This window comes from Leifsonia sp. Y862 (genome assembly GCF_057669585.1).
In genome coordinates this window covers 852,029-871,004 of record NZ_JBYHFR010000002.1, presented here as the reverse complement: position 1 = coordinate 871,004, position 18,976 = coordinate 852,029, and the positions used below count along the sequence as shown (strand labels likewise).

At 64.2% G+C, this 18,976-nt stretch carries 17 protein-coding genes; 1 reads left to right on the top strand and 16 read right to left on the bottom strand.

Going from position 1 to position 18,976, the window contains the following annotated elements; all coding sequences use genetic code 11:
- Positions 1-6: 6 nt before the first annotated feature.
- Positions 7-1,536 carry a GTPase HflX gene (gene hflX / locus AC25Z0_RS14120; RefSeq protein ID WP_488133607.1) on the bottom strand — a complete coding sequence of 510 codons (1,530 nt, stop codon included), beginning with the start codon at positions 1,534-1,536 and terminating at the stop codon, positions 7-9.
- Between the two features lie 41 nt (positions 1,537-1,577).
- Between hflX and AC25Z0_RS14115 the strand changes: the two genes are divergently transcribed.
- Positions 1,578-2,213 (top strand): class I SAM-dependent methyltransferase, encoded by a 636-nt coding sequence (locus AC25Z0_RS14115; RefSeq protein WP_488120286.1) that lies wholly within the window; start codon positions 1,578-1,580, stop codon positions 2,211-2,213.
- A gap of 4 nt (positions 2,214-2,217) precedes the next feature.
- Here the strand turns inward: AC25Z0_RS14115 and dapF are convergent, their stop codons facing one another.
- The 15 genes from dapF to AC25Z0_RS14040 all read right to left on the bottom strand — a co-directional run bounded on the left by dapF (position 2,218) and on the right by AC25Z0_RS14040 (position 18,836).
- Entirely contained in the window at positions 2,218-3,099 is an 882-nt protein-coding gene (gene dapF, locus AC25Z0_RS14110) for a diaminopimelate epimerase (protein ID WP_488133606.1), read from the bottom strand.
- On the bottom strand, positions 3,099-4,031 hold the full coding sequence (gene miaA, locus AC25Z0_RS14105) for a tRNA (adenosine(37)-N6)-dimethylallyltransferase MiaA (protein ID WP_488133605.1): 933 nt from the start codon (positions 4,029-4,031) through the stop codon (positions 3,099-3,101). The genes dapF and miaA overlap by 1 nt, the downstream gene beginning before the upstream one ends.
- Before the next feature lie 5 nt (positions 4,032-4,036).
- Positions 4,037-5,653, bottom strand: a complete 1,617-nt coding sequence (gene miaB, locus AC25Z0_RS14100) for a tRNA (N6-isopentenyl adenosine(37)-C2)-methylthiotransferase MiaB (RefSeq protein WP_488133604.1) — start codon at positions 5,651-5,653, stop codon at positions 4,037-4,039.
- Positions 5,654-5,745: 92 nt separating this feature from the next.
- Positions 5,746-6,870: a regulatory protein RecX gene (locus AC25Z0_RS14095; RefSeq protein ID WP_488133603.1), complete on the bottom strand. Its 1,125-nt coding sequence runs from the start codon at positions 6,868-6,870 to the stop codon at positions 5,746-5,748.
- An 86-nt stretch (positions 6,871-6,956) separates the two neighbouring features.
- Positions 6,957-8,075, bottom strand: coding sequence for a recombinase RecA (gene recA, locus AC25Z0_RS14090; protein ID WP_488133602.1), 1,119 nt, complete (start codon positions 8,073-8,075; stop codon positions 6,957-6,959).
- Positions 8,076-8,465: 390 nt separating this feature from the next.
- Positions 8,466-8,687: a DUF3046 domain-containing protein gene (locus AC25Z0_RS14085; protein WP_488120280.1), complete on the bottom strand. Its 222-nt coding sequence runs from the start codon at positions 8,685-8,687 to the stop codon at positions 8,466-8,468.
- Between the two features lie 122 nt (positions 8,688-8,809).
- Entirely contained in the window at positions 8,810-9,118 is a 309-nt protein-coding gene (locus tag AC25Z0_RS14080) for a helix-turn-helix domain-containing protein (RefSeq protein ID WP_488120279.1), read from the bottom strand.
- 155 nt (positions 9,119-9,273) lie between these two features.
- Positions 9,274-9,807, bottom strand: coding sequence for a CinA family protein (locus AC25Z0_RS14075; RefSeq protein WP_488133601.1), 534 nt, complete (start codon positions 9,805-9,807; stop codon positions 9,274-9,276).
- Positions 9,800-10,408 (bottom strand): CDP-diacylglycerol--glycerol-3-phosphate 3-phosphatidyltransferase, encoded by a 609-nt coding sequence (gene pgsA / locus AC25Z0_RS14070; protein WP_488120277.1) that lies wholly within the window; start codon positions 10,406-10,408, stop codon positions 9,800-9,802. The genes AC25Z0_RS14075 and pgsA overlap by 8 nt, the downstream gene beginning before the upstream one ends.
- A 4-nt stretch (positions 10,409-10,412) precedes the next feature.
- On the bottom strand, positions 10,413-13,337 hold the full coding sequence (locus AC25Z0_RS14065) for an FtsK/SpoIIIE family DNA translocase (RefSeq protein WP_488133600.1): 2,925 nt from the start codon (positions 13,335-13,337) through the stop codon (positions 10,413-10,415).
- Positions 13,338-13,397: 60 nt separating this feature from the next.
- Positions 13,398-14,999: an MFS transporter gene (locus tag AC25Z0_RS14060; protein WP_488133599.1), complete on the bottom strand. Its 1,602-nt coding sequence runs from the start codon at positions 14,997-14,999 to the stop codon at positions 13,398-13,400.
- Positions 15,000-15,134: 135 nt separating this feature from the next.
- Positions 15,135-15,626: an N-acetyltransferase family protein gene (locus tag AC25Z0_RS14055; protein ID WP_488133598.1), complete on the bottom strand. Its 492-nt coding sequence runs from the start codon at positions 15,624-15,626 to the stop codon at positions 15,135-15,137.
- Between the two features lie 83 nt (positions 15,627-15,709).
- On the bottom strand, positions 15,710-16,969 hold the full coding sequence (locus tag AC25Z0_RS14050; RefSeq protein WP_488133597.1) for an ABC transporter permease: 1,260 nt from the start codon (positions 16,967-16,969) through the stop codon (positions 15,710-15,712).
- Positions 16,966-17,769: an ABC transporter ATP-binding protein gene (locus AC25Z0_RS14045; RefSeq protein WP_488133645.1), complete on the bottom strand. Its 804-nt coding sequence runs from the start codon at positions 17,767-17,769 to the stop codon at positions 16,966-16,968. Before AC25Z0_RS14045 ends, AC25Z0_RS14050 begins: the two co-directional genes overlap by 4 nt.
- Positions 17,766-18,836, bottom strand: a complete 1,071-nt coding sequence (locus AC25Z0_RS14040; RefSeq protein WP_488133596.1) for an efflux RND transporter periplasmic adaptor subunit — start codon at positions 18,834-18,836, stop codon at positions 17,766-17,768. The genes AC25Z0_RS14045 and AC25Z0_RS14040 overlap by 4 nt, the downstream gene beginning before the upstream one ends.
- Between the last annotated feature and the right edge of the window lie 140 nt (positions 18,837-18,976).

The following is an 18,976-nucleotide window of genomic DNA, read 5'->3' as shown; positions in this document are numbered from 1 at the left end:
CGCCGGCTAGGCCGTGATGGCCTCTACGCGCGCAAACGGCGCGAACTGTGGCTGGATCTCCGGGGTGACCATCGCCCGCACCTGGGTGCCGGCCTCCGCGTACTCGGTGGAGAGCACCTTGCCCTGGTCGTGCAGGAGAGCGATGAGGTCGCCGCGCTCGTACGGGATGAGGAGGTCGAGTTCGATGCCGGGTCTCGGCAGCAGCGTCGCGATGGCTTCGAGCAGTTCCTCGACGCCCTCTCCGGTGCGTGCAGAGACGAAGATGGCCTTCGGCTCCAGCCCGCGCAGTACGAGGCGGTCGTCGTCGCTCACCAGGTCGCTCTTGTTGAACACGACGAGTTCGGGGATGTCTCTGGCACCGACTTCGCCAATGACGTCGCGCACCGTGGTGAGCTGGCTGGCCGGGTCTGGGTGCGACCCGTCGACAACGTGCACGATGACGTCGGAGTCGGCGACCTCTTCGAGCGTGGAGCGGAACGCCTCCACCAACTGGTGAGGCAGGTTGCGAACGAAGCCCACGGTATCCGTGAAGGTGTACTGGCGGCCGTCGGCCGTCACTGACTTTCGCACCGTGGCATCCAGCGTCGCGAAGAGCGAGTTCTCGACCAGCAGGCCAGCCTTCGTGATGCGGTTCAGCAGGCTGGACTTGCCGGCGTTCGTGTACCCGACGATGGCAACGGATGGCACGGAGTTGCGCTTGCGGTTCGCCCGCTTGGCCTCGCGTGCCGGCTTCATCTCGACCATCTGCTTGCGAAGCTTTGACATCCGGGTGTGAATGCGGCGGCGGTCGAGTTCGATCTTCGTCTCACCGGGTCCACGGGACCCCATGCCTGCACCGGCGCCACCCACCTGGCCACCGGCCTGGCGGGACATCGAGTCACCCCATCCGCGCAAGCGCGGAAGCAGGTATTCCAGCTGCGCCAGCTCAACCTGGGCTTTACCCTCGCGACTCTTGGCGTGCTGGCTGAAAATGTCGAGGATGACAGCAGTGCGGTCGATGACCTTCACCTTGACGAGGTCCTCAAGGGCACGTCGCTGGCTCGGGGCCAGCTCGGTGTCGGCAATCACGGTGTCGGCGCCGAGCGCCTGGACGAGTCCTGCAAGCTCCTGCACCTTGCCCTTACCGAGGTAGGTGCTGGGGTCGGGAGTCGCCCTGCGCTGCAGCAGCCCATCGAGCACGGTGGCACCGGCCGTCTCGGCCAGTGCGGCAAGCTCGCGCATCGAGTTCTCGGCGTCTGCCGTCGTGCCGTGGGTGTACAGGCCGATCAGGATGACGTTCTCCAGGCGCAGCTGGCGGTACTCGACCTCGGTGACGTCTTCGAGTTCGGTGGAGAGACCAGCGACGCGGCGGAGCGCATTGCGGTCCTGGCGGTCGAACTGGTCACCGTCGCGCTCTGCGTCGGTCGAGGCACTCGCGTCGGTCTGCAAAGCTTGCGCTGAGCCCCCGAAAACGGCATATCCGGATGAGCGGCTCTCGGCGTTTGCCAGCACACGTGCGACGACATCGTCTTCGTGGGGCGTCTGTGGTTCAGTCATTGCTTTAACCCTAGTTCCTCTAATTCCGGTAAGTTCCCTCTATGGCACCCGAGCACTATTTCTCTTCGGCGCCCGACAGCGAACTTAAACTGCGACAGATTTCCGTGCAGCTGGCCGGCCAAAAACACACTGTGACGACCGCGAATGCGGTGTTCAGTCCCGAGCATGTCGATACCGGCACGGAGGTGTTGCTGAACAATACCCCGCCTCCACCGCCCGGCGGCGATTTCCTCGACCTGGGCTGTGGGTGGGGACCCATCAGCTTGCACCTGGCCCTGCTTTCTCCGCACGCAACGATCTGGGCCGTTGACGTCAACGAGCGCGCCCTCGATCTGGTGCGCCGCAATGCAGAGCGTCTCGGCCTCACCAACATCAACGCCGTGCTCGCCGCGGATGTTCCCGACGACATCCGTTTCCGCACGATCCTGTCGAATCCGCCGATTCGCGTTGGAAAGGCCGTCTTGCACGACCTCATGACGACCTGGCTGCCACGGCTTGCCCCTGAGTCGGATGCCTGGCTCGTTGTGCAGCGCAACCTGGGTTCTGACTCGCTCCAGCGTTGGCTGGACGGCGAACTGTCTGACGACTTCACCACCACGAGGGAAACCACCAGCAAGGGCTTCCGCGTGCTGCGGGTGCACCGCAGGGGTCTCCCGGACGAACCGGACCTGGGCTAACGACTTAGCCGAGGTTCAGCACCCCGTCGAAGACGAGTTCTGCCGGACCGGACAACGAGACGTGCTCGCCGTCTTCGGTGGGGAACATCCGCACGCCAAGCACACCGCCTGGCACCTGGACGCGCCACTGGTGAGGTGCTGAGGCACCCGCCCAGTGTCGGGTCGCCAGTGCCGCTGCCACGGCGCCTGTGCCGCAGGAGAGCGTTTCTCCGCTGCCGCGCTCGTGCACGCGCATGCGGATGTGGCCGACGCCGTCGACGACGAGCGGATCGCCTGGCACCACGAACTCGACGTTCGCGCCGGCGGGCAATTCTGGTTCCAGCTGCGGGATGAAGGTGAGGTCGACAGAGTCGAGCTCGTCGTCATCGGCCACGGCAACGACGACGTGCGGGTTGCCAACGTTGATGCCGAGTCCTGGGCGTGCGACGGGCAGGTTCTTGGCGCGCACCAGCGGTTCGCCGCCCGCGAAGCTCCAGCGACCGAGGTCTGCCTGGAAGCCGGTGCGGTTCACCTGAACGTCGCGCACACCGGCCCGGGTGCCGATGGCGATGGTGTCGCCTGGGGCCAGCTCGATGAGGCCGTTGTCGGTGAGGAAGCGGGTGAAGACACGGATGCCGTTGCCGCACATCTCTGAGACGGTGCCGTCAGCGTTCCAGTAGTCCATGAACCACACGGCCGCGTCGTCTTCAGCAAGGGAGGCTGCGCCCTCCGGCAGGTTCGCCGATTTGACGGCACGGATCACTCCATCGGCGCCAACGCCGAATCGGCGATCGCAGACGGCCCTGATCTGTTCGGGTGTGAGTGCCATCTCACCGTCTGGGTCGGAGAAGAGAACGAAGTCGTTGCCGGTGCCCTGGCCCTTGGTGAAGTGCAGCTCAATACCCATCAGGCCAGTGTAGTTTGCACCGCACCCAGGGCCTGGCCCACCCGATCCTCTGACTGGTAGTCGATCCACGTCGTGTGCGCGTAGCGCTTGAACCAGCTGACCTGGCGACGCGCGAACCGCCGCGTCAGCTGTTGGGTCTGCTCGATGGCTTCCGCCTCTGTCAGCTCTCCTCGGATCTGACCGAGCGCCTGGGCATAGCCGATAGCGCGGCTCGCTGTCACGCCGTGTTCAATACCGGCGGGGATGAGCGAGCGCACTTCCTCGACGAGGCCGGCGGCCCACATGCCGTCGACCCGGGCATCGAGCCTCATCGTGAGTTCTTCGCGCGGCGCGCGCAGCCCGATGAGCGTCGTCGGCAACCAGTAGACGGGTTCGTCCGGCAGCGCTGCAGCGTGCGGCAATCCGGTCATGGTGACGACTTCGAGGGCGCGCACGAGACGTCGGCCGTTGCTGGCGCCGATCCGCTCTGCGGCACCCGGATCGACGGCTTTCAAGCGCGCGTAGATGGCGCCTGGGCCGTGCGCTGTCAGTTCGCCCTCGAGTTCTGCACGGAGCTCAGGGTCGGTTCCGGGGAACTGGAAGTCGAAGACCACGGCGGAGATGTAGAGCCCCGAGCCTCCCACCAGGATCGGCACGGCCCCACGAGAGCGGATGCCGTCGATGGCGTGCCTGGCGTCCCGCTGGAAGTTAGCCACCGTCGCTTCGGCCGTCACCGGGAGCACATCGAGCATGTGGTGGGGTATCCCCCGCCGCTCCTCGACGGACAGCTTTGCCGTGCCGATGTCCATGCCGCGATACAACTGCATCGCGTCGGCATTGACGATCTCGGCCGGTTGGCCGACGCGTGCCAGTCGTTCGGCGATCTCGAGGGACAGTTCAGACTTGCCGGTGCCGGTCGAGCCGACGACCGTAATCAGCTCTGAGTGACTCACCGGTGTCAGCGCTGCCCGTCGGAGGGATCGTAGATGGGGATCGTGGTCGATCCGCCGCGGAGCCGCAGTGACGGGAGGCCGAGGGACACGGGGCCAGCGCCGCTGGAGGAGCTTCCTGCCGGTGTTGGAACACCGCAGGAGTCAGCCTGGGCACGATCCCACGCGTCGCCGGCGATGGTGCGCCGAATGCGCAGTGGAGCGCCGTCGCCGGAGTCGGCGATGAGGTGGAAGGGGGCGGCCTCCGTGACGGTCACGGTGACCATGTCGCCGGGGCGCGGAATCTCTGAACCTGCCGGAACATCGAAGTGCACGAGCCGGCTGTCAGCGGCGCGCCCGCTCAACCGGTGCGTGTCTGAGTCCTTGCGACCCTCACCGTTCGCGACCAGCAGTTCGACCTCGCGGCCGATGACGGCCTGGTTCTCTTCCCAGGAGATGCGTTCTTGCAGCGCCATGAGTCGCTCGTAGCGCTCCTGCACGACGGCCTTCGGAATCTGGTCTGGCAGGGTCGCTGCTGGCGTGCCAGGGCGAATGGAGTACTGGAAGGTGAACGCGGTGGCGAAGCGAGCTTCTTCCACAACGCGCAGGGTCTCCTGGAAGTCTTCCTCTGTCTCGCCGGGGAAGCCGACGATGATGTCGGTGCTGATCGCGGCATGCGGCATCTGTGCGCGTACCCGCTCGAGGATGCCGAGGAACTTCGCCGACCGGTATGAGCGGCGCATGGCCTTGAGGATGCGATCCGAACCGGATTGCAACGGCATGTGCAGCTGTGGCATCACGGCGGGAGTCTCTGCCATGGCGTCGATGACGTCGTCAGTGAATGCCGCAGGGTGCGGGCTGGTGAAGCGGATGCGCTCCAGTCCCGCGATCTGGCCGGCTGCGCGCAGCAGCTTGCCGAATGCAAGACGGTCACCGAACTCGACCCCGTATGAGTTGACGTTCTGGCCGAGGAGCGTGACTTCGACGGCGCCATCGTCGACAAGGGCCTGGATCTCGGCGAGGATTTCGCCCGGACGGCGATCCTTTTCCTTGCCTCTGAGGGACGGAACGATGCAGAACGTGCAGGTGTTGTTGCAGCCCACCGAGATGGAGACCCAGCCGCTGTAGCTGGAGTCTCGTTTCGTGGGAAGAGTGGAGGGGAAGGTCTCCAGGGACTCGAGGATCTCGAGCTGCGCCTCGCCGTTGTGTCTGGCGCGTTCGAGCAGGCTCGGCAGCGCACCCATGTTGTGCGTGCCGAACACGACATCGACCCAGGGGGCCTTCTTCAGGATGGTGTTCTTGTCCTTCTGGGCGAGGCAACCGCCGACGGCAATCTGCATGCCGTCATGCCGACGCTTCACCGAGGCAAGATGACCCAGGTTGCCGTACAGCTTGTTGTCGGCGTTCTCTCGCACTGCGCAGGTGTTGATGACGACAACGTCGGCCTCTGCACCGTTGGCGGGAACGTAGCCGGCCGCTTCGAGCGACCCGCTCAACCGCTCTGAGTCGTGGACATTCATCTGGCACCCGAACGTCCGAACCTCGTACGTGCGCACGCGCCCGGCCGCATCGACGGCTGCATCAGAGGGCTCGATCACTGTCGGGGCTTCCAGGATGTCGTGGCTCGTGCTGGTCATACTGCTCATAATCCGTCTAGCTTACGTTCTGCCCGGCAGGAGTTACCGCCGCGGCAACGGAAAGCACCGGGACGGTACACAGCACGACCAGGAAAGCACAGCTACTGGAAACGCACCGTTGAGGCACGCCCGGAACCGAGTCGGGTGGCCAACGCCGTTTTCACCGCTGCACGCACAGACGCCGACGAATAGCCCTTGCGCTGCAGGAATGCGGTCAATCGGCGGTCGGCCGTTTGGTCATCGAACCTGGACAGCTGGCGCACCCGGGTGAGTGCGAGCTCAGTTGCGCGCTCCAGTTCTTCGTCTGGAAGCTCATCGAGCTTCTCCATGATGACGAATGGATCGAGCTTGCGGCGCCGCATCTCCGCCTCAACACCGCTGCGACCGAGGCCCTTGCGCGCGTGGTGGGTGTGGATGATCTGATCAGCCAGCTTGTTGTCGTCGAGGTACGCGAGCTCGGTGAAGTGCGCGAGGATCTCGTCAATGTCTTCGGGAGAGACATCCGTTGCCCCGAGCACAGCCGTGGCCTCCTGGACAGACAGCGATCGACTGCGCAGGCGGCCAAGGAGCAGCGCCTCAGCGTGTTCGCGTTCGGCCACCGGGTCGAATTCCTCTTCAGCGGCCTCATCATCGGCCGCCGCGTCGTCGAACTCCGCGGTGTCAAAGTGGGCGGTGCCAAAGTGGGCGATGCCGGCCGCGTCGTCATCATCTGAGTGGCCGAATCGGGCGCCATGAGCGCTGCGGGTATCAGCGTCAAAACCGGCACTCGAGCGGGTCAGGCCCGCGTCGCCCGGCTTCGCCCACCCCTCGTCGTGTGCACTGTCATCGGGCGCACTGTCGTCGGGCGCACTGTCGTCGGGCGCCGGCGAATCGACGGCTCGTGAGATGCTCCGCGGTGCCCTCATCCGCTTGGGGGCGATGCTTGTGACCGGCGCGTGAGTTTCAGGTGCGCCAGATGCCGGTGTATCGGATGCCGACATGTCGGATGCCTGCATGTCGGATGCCGCCGGGATTGTGTCTGGGCCGGTCAACCGCCGGAGCGCTGCCCTGGCCAGTGCGACAGGATCTGCATCACTGCCTCTAGCCTCGCCCGTTGCGCCGGGGAGGTAGGCCACGGGAGCCACCGAGTTGTCGCGAGCTGCCCTGCCACGACGGACCGCTTTGGCGCCGCCTGCTGCCGTGTCGCCGCGTGCTGCTGTCTCATCAGCGGGTTCGAAGTGAACCATCCTGTGACCTGCCGCTTTCGTTAGTCGATCGTGTCCGGTACCGAGCGCCACGCTCATGGCGCTCGGTACCGATCAGTGCTGAGGCCCTACGCGCTCTTGCGCACCGGAGCCTTCGCCGGGACGAGGCTGCCGTCGCCCGCAGCGGCGGTAGCCGCAGCCGTGGCCGCCGCTTCTGCCGCCATCGTGGCAGCCTTCGCCGCTGCGCCTTCAGCGCCGATGCCCAGCTTGTTCAGGATCTTGGTTTCGATCTCGTTGGCGATATCGGGGTTCTTGAGCAGGAAGTTGCGGGAGTTCTCCTTGCCCTGTCCCAGCTGGTCACCGTCGTACGTGTACCAGGCACCCGACTTCTTGACAATGGCGTGCTCGACGCCGAAGTCGATGAGGCTACCTTCGCGCGAGATGCCGATGCCGTAGATGATGTCGAACTCCGCCTGCTTGAAGGGCGGCGCCATCTTGTTCTTGACGACCTTGACCCTGGTGCGGTTACCCACAGCTTCGGTGCCGTCTTTCAACGTCTCAATACGACGGATGTCGAGGCGAACCGACGCGTAGAACTTGAGCGCCTTTCCACCCGCGGTGGTCTCGGGGCTACCGAAGAAGACACCGATCTTTTCACGCAGCTGGTTGATGAAGATCATGGTGGTGTTCGTCTGGCTGAGGCCACCGGTGAGCTTACGAAGGGCCTGCGACATGAGCCTGGCCTGCAGGCCGACGTGGGTGTCACCCATCTCGCCTTCGATTTCCGCGCGCGGCACGAGGGCCGCAACGGAGTCGATGACGATGAGGTCGATGGACCCGCTTCGCACGAGCATGTCGGCGATTTCGAGCGCCTGCTCACCGGTGTCGGGCTGCGACACCAGGAGGGCGTCGATGTCAACGCCGAGCTTCTTGGCGTACTCGGGGTCGAGAGCGTGCTCTGCGTCGATGAAGGCTGCGATGCCACCGTTGCGCTGGGCGTTTGCGATGGCGTGCAGGGTGAGTGTGGTCTTACCGGAGGACTCAGGACCGTAGATCTCTACGATGCGGCCGCGGGGCAATCCTCCGACGCCCAACGCGACGTCGAGTGCGATGGAACCCGTGGAGATGACCTCGACGGGCGCGCGATCGTCGCTGCCCAGGCGCATGACCGAACCCTTACCGAACTGCTTGTCGATCTGGGCAAGAGCTGTCTCGAGTGATCTTTCGCGATCGGCTGCTGATGGCATTTCGGTCTCCTTCGGTCATGCATTCTGGCGCCTATAGGCTGTCGGTGCACCGGGCGGGAAACCCCCGCACAGCACGTTCGACAAGGCATTGAGCTGTCGGTTGTCGACGATTCAGACTGTACGCCGACCCCCCGACACTGGCCGGAGGATGCAACAACAGGGAAGAGACCGCCTTCGACTTCTGCTGTTGAGGAGCCTATCAAGATACGAACAGGTATTCGATACGTTTTACGAGATTCTCGACGCGTGTCGCATCGCGCCGTCCATTGACGAAAGGTTGACGAGAGCCGAGAGCGTGACGGAAAACGCAGCGTGAACGCATGCTGCCGCAGGGCGAACGCGCACCAGGTGCCGCATTCGTTGGAGGGGTTCAGCCTCGTGGAGTTCGACCTACTTGGGAGCCCTTGGGAGGCCAGCGCCATAGCGGCGATGTTCGGGAACATCCACTTCTACGCAGAGTGCCATCCAGACGTCGCGGGCTGGGATGCCGGCGGAAAGCGCCTGATCGGCCGTGCGACCGTAGGCCGGAAGAACCAGATCGCGCGTCACCACGCGTCCGTAGCCGTCACCAAACTCATCTTTAATCGCTTGGCGGAACTCACTCAGACGCATGCTTCAACGCTAACCGATTGAGAACAGGTCGCGCGACGGACCATGTCCGCGCGCTCCCCTGCTTCGCTTCTCAATCTGACGAATATCTCGTGTGCGAACCGTGCCGTGTTCGAGAAACCGACCTAGCGCACCATGAGGCCGGCGTCGAAATCGACGACGAACTCTTCTGGGACGGTGTCGGGGAATCGATCGATTCCCTCGATCACCGCAAGACGGTCGCCCACCTCGCGCATGATTACTGAAATCGGAGTGTCAAGCGCATCTGCCACCGAAGCAAGGATCTCCGAAGAGGCTTCCTTCTGGCCACGTTCCACTTCGCTCAAGTATCCGAGGGCCACACTGGCCTTGCTCGCTACCTGGCGCAGGGTGCGGCCTTTCTGCAGGCGGAAGTCCCTGAGCACATCGCCGATTTCCTGACGAACAAGAATCATCGGAACCTCCCTCTCATGCCTGTCAACTGCTAATAATCGCGGGATTACTCCCTGTCCGATGGCCAACCTTACTACGACCAACGCACGTTGAGACTATCGACGATGACTGGACTTTACTTGTGAATCTTGTGTCTGTAACCGGCACCCCTCAGGAGCTATTCCGCGAGGTGTTCCACAATCAGCTGGTTCACAGCTTTCACCGCGTGGTCGACTGTTTGCCTGCGTATCGAATCGCGATCGCCTTCCAAGTGCAAAGCGATCGCGAACGACCGCATGCCCATCGAGAGACCGAGGAACACGGTACCCGGAAGCTGGCCGTCCTGGGGTTCCGGACCTGCGACGCCGGTGGTGGCGATGCCGACATCCGCTCGCCTGCCATTGACGGCTAACCGGGTGCGCACCCCGCTCGCCATTTCCATGGCGACTGCTGCGTGTACGGGGCCGTGCGCCGCGAGCAGCGCCGCATCGACGCCCAGCATCGAGTGCTTCAGTTCGGTGTTGTACGCCACGAGACCGCCGTTGACCACCTGTGAGGCGCCGGGGATGCGGATGAACTCGGCCGTCAACAGCCCGCCGGTGAGCGACTCTGCGACGGCCAGCGTCAGGTGCCGCCCGGTGAGGTGCGCGATGACGCCCGCCGTGAGGTCACCCACGAGTTCGGACGTCACATCTGCGGTGGCGTCAGGCATCGCGCTGCTTTGATCGGTTCTCCCGCCAAGCGGCTCTCAAGTAATCGATGCCGGTGATCACCGTCATGATGAGCGCCGCCGCCATCACGATGGCGTTCAGCCAGTGCACCCAATCGCCGAACACGAGCCAGAGCGGCACGAGATAGAGCGAAATGGCCACCGATTGCAGGATGGTCTTCAGCTTGCCGCCGCGCGATGCAGGGATGACCCTGTCGCTCAGCATGGCGAACCGGAAGATGGTGATGCCGACCTCGCGGACGAGAATGACGATGGTCACCCACCACCACAGCTCCCCCAAAATGGACAGCGCGATGAGGGCAGCACCGGTGAGGATCTTGTCGGCGATGGGGTCGAGGAGCTTCCCCAGGTCGGTGACCAGGTTGTACTTGCGGGCGATCGCACCGTCGACGCCGTCCGTGGCGATCGCGACGATAAAGAGGGCCGCAGCCCACCAGCGCAATGCGCCGTCTGCGCCGTTGTCAGCCAGCAGCATCCACATGAACAGCGGAGCCAGGAGAATTCGCACCACCGTGATGATGTTGGGCAGGTTCCAGTTGCTCGCCTTCGCGGGAGTTCCGGGAGTGGCGTCGTGCGTTGACATCGGTTCAGTCCCTGTCGGTCAGTTGCCAGGCGTCTTCATCAGAGTCGCCTTCGATTTCAGGATAGCTCTCGGTCATCTTGGCGACCGGGTCGTCTGCGTATCGCGGATCGACCGGTTCTGGCCGATGCACAGGCTGGGCGGCGGCCACCTGCGCGGCGTGCTCAGCGTCTGAGCCGCGCAGCTTGGCAAGCACGGCCGGAATCTGCTCAGCGTTCACCAGCACGTCCCTGGCCTTGGAGCCTTCTGACGGGCCGACGATGTCCCTCGACTCGAGGAGGTCCATCAGGCGGCCTGCCTTGGCGAAGCCCACCCGGAGCTTGCGCTGCAGCATCGAGGTGGAGCCGAACTGCGTGGAGACCACGAGCTCAGCGGCTGCGAGCAGCAGTTCGAGGTCGTCGCCGATGTCGGAGTCGATCTCCTTGCGGGGCGCTTCCATGGCGACATCCGGCCGGTAGTCAGGCCTGGCCTGCCGGGTGACGTGCTTGACGACCTTCTCGATCTCGGCCTCGTTGACCCAGGCGCCCTGCACACGGACAGCCTTGGAGGCGCCCATCGGGAGGAACAGCGCGTCGCCCTGGCCGATCAGCTTGTCGGCCCCCGGCTGGTCGAGGATGACTCGGGAGTCGGTGACGCTGGTGACCGCGAAGGCCATGCGTGACGGCACGTTGGCCTTGATCAGACCGGTGACCACGTCGACGCTGGGGCGCTGGGTGGCAAGCACGAGGTGGATGCCGGAGGCGCGAGCCAACTGGGTGATGCGCACGATCGAGTCTTCGACGTCGCGCGGCGCAACCATCATGAGGTCGGCGAGCTCATCGACGACGACCAAGAGGTAGGGGTACGGCTTGAGCTTCCGCTCGCTGCCCTGCGGCAGCACGATCTCGTTGTTCGTGACGGCCTTGTTGAAGTCGTCGATGTGGCGGAACCCGAAGCTGGCGAGGTCGTCGTACCGCATGTCCATCTCCTTCACGACCCACTGCAGCGCTTCCGCTGCCTTCTTCGGGTTCGTGATGATGGGCGTGATGAGGTGCGGGACGCCGGCGTACGGTGCCAGCTCGACCCGCTTGGGGTCGATGAGTACCATGCGAACTTCGCTCGGCTTCGCGCGCATGAGGAGGCTCGTGATCATCGAGTTCACGAAGACCGACTTACCCGACCCCGTCGAACCGGCGACCAGGAGGTGAGGCATCTTGGCGAGGTTGGCCACGACATATCCGCCGCCGACATCCTTGCCGACGCCGATCGTCATCGGGTGCGAACTGCTGGTGGCTGCGCCGGAGCGAAGCACATCTCCGAGAGTGACGATCTCACGGTCGGTATTGGGAATCTCGATACCGATGGCGCTCTTGCCAGGGATCGGGGACAGAATGCGGACCTCGTTGGATGCCACGGCGTAGGACAGGTTCTTGCTGAGCGCGGTGACGCGCTCCACCTTGACGCCAGGGCCGAGTTCGATCTCGTACTGAGTGACGGTCGGCCCCCGCGAGAAGCCGGTGACGCGTGCGTCGACGTTGAACTGGCTGAGCACCTCTGTGATCGACTTCACGATGTCGTCGTTGGCCGATGAGCGAGCCTTCGCCGGTGGTCCGGCGACCAGGGTGGATGCCGCCGGCAGCACGTATGGCGCGGTCGGTTGCGGCTCAAGGTCGGCGCTCGGATAGGCGGCGGTGGCGTCGTCGAGCTCGTCGAAACCGGGGAGCACCTCGGTGAGGCCTGTTGCGTCATCCGCCTGCAGGCTCGTTGAACTGGCGTGCACGTCGATCTCACCGGTGAACTGCTTGATCGCATCTTCGGCGCGTTGCAGGTCTTCGAGCACCTCAGTGCCGTAGTGATCCTGGACAGGCTCTGCTGCAGCCTTCATAGCATCCGCTGCGCCAGCACCGCCCGCGCCTGGCGGGGTGGCGATGGGCGTGTCGAACGCGCCGTGCGAGGAATCGTGCCCGATGCCGCCCAGCAGTTCCGTCATGGCGTCGATGCCACTCGAGTCGGCGTCGTGGGAGTCAACGCTCATCGCGCTGCCGAAATCGGGGTCTTCTTCGCGCTTGCTGTTGTTGCGACGCCACCACGGGAGCGCGCCGGCGTCTTCGTTGTTCTCGTCGCCGTCATCAAGACCGTCGAGTTCGACCTGCTTAGTCTTCTCCACCTTGGCCATCTTGGCCGCTTCGCGCTCGTCGGGGTCGGGCAGCTGGGTACCGAACAGCCAGGCGTAGAGCTCGCGCGAACGCTCCCCCACCTTGTTCGGCGGCGTCTTCGTGATGATGAACAGGCTGAGCACTAGGAGCAGGATGACGACGATCGACGCGCCAACTGATGTGGTCAGGAAGATGAGCGGTGCCGCGATCATCCAGCCGATGACGCCGCCGGAGAGCGCGAGGACGTTCATGCCCTCTTCAGGGTTTGGCTGTCCACCAAAGATGTGACAGAGCCCCGAAACCGAGACCAGGAGCAGCGAGAGTCCGATGCCGATGCGACCGTTGTCGTGCACGGAGCTCGGATTGCGGAAGAGCCAGACCGCGAACAGCAACATGATCACCGGCAGGGCGAACGCAACACGGCCGAAGAGTCCGCCGAAGGTCCAGGCGTCAAATGTTTGAGCGACGGAGTCGTTGATCAGGAACCATTCGACGACGGCCCCCGCAATGGCAAGAAGTACCAGGAAGAACGGCAGGCCATCCCTGCGTTCTTCTTTGGAGAGCTGCTCTGGGCTGAGGGCGCGAGCAGCGCCACCTGTGACGTGGGCCAGGCCCATCCACATGCGAACGAGTACGGGGGGCTTCGGCTCCATGGCCGGAAATTTCACCGTTTTCTGAGCTGAAGTCTTCTGGGCCGCGGTCCGTTGGGCAGCTGTCTTGGCTGCGGGCTTCTTCGCGGCGGTACCGCGAGCGGGCGTGCCTGAGGCACGACCGGTTGACTGAGTGCGCGTAGCCATGGTCCAACGCTACCGCCGACCGGCGACGTTGCCCATGAGCCCACGCCCAGTTCGCCCAGCTCAGGCCGCCTTCTGCTTCTTGGCGGACACCGGCCGTTCCGGTTTGCCAGCTGGGATTCCACGAGAAAAGAGGAGTGAGGCAAGGGCGATGACGGTCAGGGCAAAGAATGACAGGCGCAGCGAAGACACCTGCGACTCGCTATAGATCTGGGTGAGGGTCGTCCCATCGCTGGCCGAGAGCCCGGCTTGCTCGACGATCTCATCGACGCTGGAGACGGGCACGATTCCGATTCCAGATGAGCTCTGTTCGGCGACCGTTGACTTGACGTCGGAGGGCAGTGAACTGGCGTCTACCGCGCTGACGAACGAGGTGCCGAGCGACGCGATGAGCACTGAGCCGATCACTGCGGTACCGAGCGACGAACCAAGGTTCTGGAACACGCCTTGCAGTCCGCCGACCTCGCTGGTTTCTGCCGCAGAGACGCTCGACATGTTCACGTTACCGAGCTGGGACGCCAACAGCCCGAGCGCGGCACCGGCGAAGAACAGCCCGGTGCCGAACAGCCACCCACGAAGGTCCAGCGAGACCGAGCCCATGAGAAGCAACGAGGAGACGATGAGGATGTATTGCCCAAGCAGCACGATGGCCTTGGGCGACCAGAACGCAGAGAGCCGCGTACCCACAATGGAGAACAGGATCAGGGACACGGACAGCGGGAAAATCCTGACGCCCGTCTCCAGGGCATCGAGGCCGAGCGTCATCTGCAGGTAGATCGGGATCATGAAGAAGATCCCGCCTGTGATCGCGTACTGCGCTCCCAGCACGCTCAAGCCGCTGCGCAGCTGCCGGATCCCGAACATCGACACGTGCACGAGCGGATTCCGGGACCGGGCGACGAGTTGCTCCTGGCGCACGAAGAACCACCACAGCAGCACGCAACCGATGAGAACCAGGTATGCCGTCGGCGAGATGCCCAGCGGCGCGATGGTGACGCCGTTGATGACGGGCGGGTGCAACGGGCGCACCCAGCCCCAGGTCTTGCTCTGCAGCATCCCGAAGACAACGAGAACGAGCCCGAAGGCCGACAGGAGCACGCTCAGGACGTCGATGCTGATGCGCTGCGGGGTACTGGTGTCTGCGACCTTCCGCACCAGGAGCAGCACGATGATCATGATCACGACCTCGCCGGCGAACACGTAGCGCCAGCTGAGATAGGTGGTGAGGAACCCACCGATCAGCGGCCCAGCAGCGACCGCAGCGCCAGAGATCGCGCCGATGATGGCGTACGCGCTGATGCGGTCCTTGCCCGCGTAGTTGCTGGCGACGAGTGCGGCGATCGCGGGGATCACCAGCACAGCGCCGAGGCCTTCGACCACTGACCAGCCGATGAACAGCGTGGCGAAGTTCGGGCTGAGCGCGGTGGTGAGCGAGCCGAGCGCGTAGATGATCGAGCCGATCACGAAAGCGCGGCGCCGCCCCCACACATCTCCGAGCTTCGCGCCGAGCAGCATCACGGCGGCCATCGTCAGCGTGTAGAACGTGATCGCGCTCTGCATGGCGGACACTGTGGTGTCCAGATCTTTGACGACTGTGGAGATGGACACGTTCATCACGGTGCTGTCGAGCACCATCACGAACTGGGCCGCGCCCAGGATGCTCACTGCTGTCCACTTTTTCACGCTGGCCCCCGCACTGTGTCGCACGTCGTCTGAGGTGAACGTAGCAGCTTGCGCAGGCGCGCAGTGAGAAAAACTCGCCTGGCCGGCTTGGGCGTCGTCAGTTTCGCGCGTCGTGAACTAGCGGAGTGTGCGCACCATGGTCTCGCGGGTTCCCACAGAGTCGATGTGGAAGAACCCGGCTGTACGGTACAGGTTGATTGCGTAGTTGCCGCGTTCAACGCTCAGGCTGATGCGTGCGTGCCCCGCGCTCCGCGCCTGCGCGGCAACGGCGTCCAGGAGAGCCCGGCCGACGCCCTGCGCGCGCCAGACCGGATTCACTCCGAGAATCAGTTCAGGCACGCCGGTGCCGACGAAGCCGTGGCCGGGATCGTTCGCAGCGAAGAGCCGATACCAGCAGGCACCGACGGACGAATTGTCGTCGCCTTCTGCGATGCACCCGCCATCGCCTGGCTTCTGCCAGCCAGAGACGTAGCGTGAGAAGTCTCTGTCGGCCAGCACGGCCACCCGCGGCCTTGACTGGCGCCAGTTCCAGTTCGCGGCCTCCACCAGCATGTCGGTGAGCACCCTGGCATCACCGGTTGAAGCGTCACGTACGCGAAAGCCGTCCATGAACTGACGATAATTCACCGTTGTTTCGGCCAGATTTCGAGTGGTGGCTGGGGGTGTAAATCCCTGTTTCGCGAGGGCAGGCGCTAGTAGCGGATGGCTTCAATCACCTTCACGCGCACGGCGACGAGTGCGGGCAACAGGCCGGCCAGCGCGCCGACTGCTGTTGCTGCAACGAGCCCGATGATGGCCGCATCAACAGGGAACGGCGGGAAATCGGTGATCATGCCCTGGCCGATGAAGTCCTCGACCAGCGGGTTCTTCACGATCAAGACTGCCACCATGACACCGATGACCCCGGCCACGACGGTGGCGACGACGCTCTCCATCATCACGGCGAAGAACACGCGGTTCGCGGTGGCGCCAAAGCTCCGCCGGATACCGATCTCGCGAATCCGCTGTTTGAGCGAGACCAGTGCGATGTTCACCAGGCCAAGGGCGCCGAGCAGAAGCACCAGCCCTGCTATTCCGCCGATCACCAGTTTCATGGACAGGTAGGGGTCGCTGCCGTCGTTATACGCCAGATAGTCCGACCGGCTGACGGACACGTTCGACCCGCTGCCCAGCGCTCCCTTGATGTCGCGCTGCAGGGCCTCGGTGAGCGGCACCGCGAGATCAGGCGGAACCCACACCTCGTACGTCGGCGGCTGCCCACCGAAACCGTACATGTCAGAGCTCTGGTCGCTTGGACTGCTGGGGGCAGCTGGGAGGGCCTGAAGCGCGTCGGTCAACATGTACATCGCCGGTTCAGTGTCCCACTGGCTCGCCGGGAAAACCCCGGTGACCACGGCCGTTGTGCTCTGCTGCCCGATCAGCGAGGTGGTCGGATGACTGGCCAGGTCTGGACTGCCCAGACGCTCGTAATAGATGCTGTTCACGATGACGGCAGGAGCAAGCCGCTCTGCATCCTCTGGCGTGAACCAGCCGCCGTCGGTGAGACGAACGCGGTGCATGTCGCCGTACGCCTGGTCGACGCCCGTGGTCTGCACATTCGACGCCCCATCTGCGAATTGCACCTGAAGGAGAGACGTGACATTTCGACTGGAGAATGTGATGTCGTAGCGGTCAAGCGCACTCGTCCATGCCTCGTTCATCAGAGAAGCATCCGGGGTGGATCCATCAGCGTTCGTGGCATACACCTGCAGGTTCGCCGGTCGGCCGCCATACTTCTCGTTCTGTTCCTGCTGGACCTGGCCCAGGATCCCGCCAAGGCCAACCACTGTGGTGATCGCGCACACCGCGACGGCCACGCCGACAAGGGAGAGCATCACGCGTGTCTTGTGGATGCGCACTTCCTGCCAGGCCTCAACGAGCGAGCCAACGATGTTGCTTGCCATCCGCTTCATGTCGTCACCGCCAACGTGTCTGCGCTGTCGTTTGCGACGTCAGCCTGCGCGGCCGCCCGCGCTCGCACAGCTGTGTTCTCGGTCGCAGAGGTCACCAACGCAGCTGCCGCAACGGCTGCGTCAAACGGGGTCAGGATGCCGCGATCCAGCCGGTAGTGCGTCGTTGACAGTGCAGCGATGGCCGGGTCGTGGGTGATCGTCACGAGCGCCGCGCCCGACGCGGTGGCCACCTCGTCCAGCAGCGCCATGACAGAGGCACCCGTCTCGAGGTCGAGTGCGCCCGTGGGCTCGTCGGCCAGGATCAACCTCGGCCCGCGCACCAGCGACCTGGCAATAGCCACGCGCTGCTGTTCACCGCCAGACAGCTTGTCAGGCATGGCGCTCAGCCGTTGGCCGAGTCCGACGCGGTCGAGCATCTCTGCCGCAATCGTGCTGCGCTTCCAGAATTGGCGGCCCTCTGCATAAAGCAGCGGGGTCATCACATTCTCCAGGGCCGTGCGCCCCTGCAGGAGATTGAACTGTTGGAAGATGAAGCCGACATCCCGGCCGCGTACGCGATCGCGCTTGGAGCTCGACATGGACGAGACGTCCTTGTCGTCGAATTCCATCCGCCCAGACGTCGGGTTGTCGAGTAGGCCAAGCAGATTGAGCAGGGTGGACTTGCCAGAGCCGGAGCGGCCGACAATCGACACCCGGTCACCGACGGCGACCTCGAGGTTGACGCCGTCGAGGATGGTCAGGGGCAGCGCGTCGATGAGCTGGACGGTTCGGGTCACGCCCTCTAGTCGCAACAGCATCAGTGCGCGCTCACCATGCCATTGCACTCCATACTGCCGTCTGGCATGGCGATGCAGCCGTTCGCGTCTGGCACCAGGGCGCCAGGCACGAACTGGTTGATCAATTCGCCTTCTGCGAGCCCCGACACGACCTCCACGTTGGTGCCATCGCTCATGCCGAGCGTCACGGAGCGATCTTCAACGGTTCCATCCGGCAACACCACACCGACGATTCCCGTCTCCGCAGAGCCCTTCACAGCGGTGGTCGGCACCACGATCACGTTCTCCGCCTTGCCCCCTGCGATGGTGATTGTTGCGGCCAGGCCGGGGAAGACCGTCACCGAAGACGGAATGGCACAGCTGACCGTCGTGCTGGTTCCGCCGCTGGCGCCCGCACTCGTTCCGGCGCCTGATCCTGCACTGGAGCCTCCCCCTGAGCCGCCTTCGGCGCCGGCCAGCGGGGTCGTGATGCTGAGTCCTGTGCACGTGAACGGAGCTGGACCGTTGGTGATGGCGATGGATGCCTCAGTCGGCTTGGTGACCAGGCGGTACTGCTGCTCGGGGCTCAGCGACCCGGTCACGGAGAACGTCGGTGGCGCGACCTGGCCGCTGGTCTCGCCGACGGCCACTGACTGACCGTGAATCACGGTCAGCGAACTCAGCACGCCAGTGATGGGTGCGAGCACCTTCTCAAACGTGACGGATGGCTTGGGCTGGGTGATGGAAATGTTGCCGGCGGCATCCGTCGTTTCAACGGGATCACGCACCGTCTCAACCTTGATGTCGAACAATTTGTCGCCGGCGTTCACGGTTTGACCGGTGCTGGCGAAGACCTCGTCGACGGTGCCGATGGCGGTGGCTCGAACGGGCACAGCCGCGTCGGCGTTAATGGTGCCAGGCAGGGTCACATCGTTCGTGATGGTTCCCAGGGCAACAGGGATCTGCGGCTCGACGACCTGGCCGGTCGGCTGGGCCGGATCGTTCGCTTCTGCACTGTCAGGGAAGAAAGCGATCTTCACCAGTGCGACAGCGATCGCGACGATCACGACCAACCTGATAATCGGAAAGATCCATTTACGAGCGACGTTCATCGGTACCCCATCCGATCGACAACAATTCTCTGAGCCTAGGGGGCCGTCGTCACAGAAACAGCGCCTGAGCAGCAAAATACCTCTACAGGATGAGACCAGTCACCCGTCGGGGGGACAATCCGATTCGTCGTCACGGCTGC

Coding starts and splice junctions, on each gene's coding strand:
- AC25Z0_RS14050 (WP_488133597.1), bottom strand. CDS start 16,969: ATGAAGCGGATGGCAAGCAACATCGTTGGCTCGCTCGTTGAGGCCTGG.
- AC25Z0_RS14080 (WP_488120279.1), bottom strand. CDS start 9,118: ATGATTCTTGTTCGTCAGGAAATCGGCGATGTGCTCAGGGACTTCCGC.
- AC25Z0_RS14095 (WP_488133603.1), bottom strand. CDS start 6,870: ATGGTTCACTTCGAACCCGCTGATGAGACAGCAGCACGCGGCGACACG.
- recA (WP_488133602.1), bottom strand. CDS start 8,075: ATGCCATCAGCAGCCGATCGCGAAAGATCACTCGAGACAGCTCTTGCC.
- AC25Z0_RS14115 (WP_488120286.1), top strand. CDS start 1,578: ATGGCACCCGAGCACTATTTCTCTTCGGCGCCCGACAGCGAACTTAAA.
- AC25Z0_RS14055 (WP_488133598.1), bottom strand. CDS start 15,626: ATGGACGGCTTTCGCGTACGTGACGCTTCAACCGGTGATGCCAGGGTG.
- miaB (WP_488133604.1), bottom strand. CDS start 5,653: ATGAGCAGTATGACCAGCACGAGCCACGACATCCTGGAAGCCCCGACA.
- pgsA (WP_488120277.1), bottom strand. CDS start 10,408: ATGTCAACGCACGACGCCACTCCCGGAACTCCCGCGAAGGCGAGCAAC.
- AC25Z0_RS14085 (WP_488120280.1), bottom strand. CDS start 8,687: ATGCGTCTGAGTGAGTTCCGCCAAGCGATTAAAGATGAGTTTGGTGAC.
- dapF (WP_488133606.1), bottom strand. CDS start 3,099: ATGGGTATTGAGCTGCACTTCACCAAGGGCCAGGGCACCGGCAACGAC.
- hflX (WP_488133607.1), bottom strand. CDS start 1,536: ATGACTGAACCACAGACGCCCCACGAAGACGATGTCGTCGCACGTGTG.
- AC25Z0_RS14040 (WP_488133596.1), bottom strand. CDS start 18,836: ATGAACGTCGCTCGTAAATGGATCTTTCCGATTATCAGGTTGGTCGTG.
- AC25Z0_RS14075 (WP_488133601.1), bottom strand. CDS start 9,807: ATGCCTGACGCCACCGCAGATGTGACGTCCGAACTCGTGGGTGACCTC.
- AC25Z0_RS14065 (WP_488133600.1), bottom strand. CDS start 13,337: ATGGCTACGCGCACTCAGTCAACCGGTCGTGCCTCAGGCACGCCCGCT.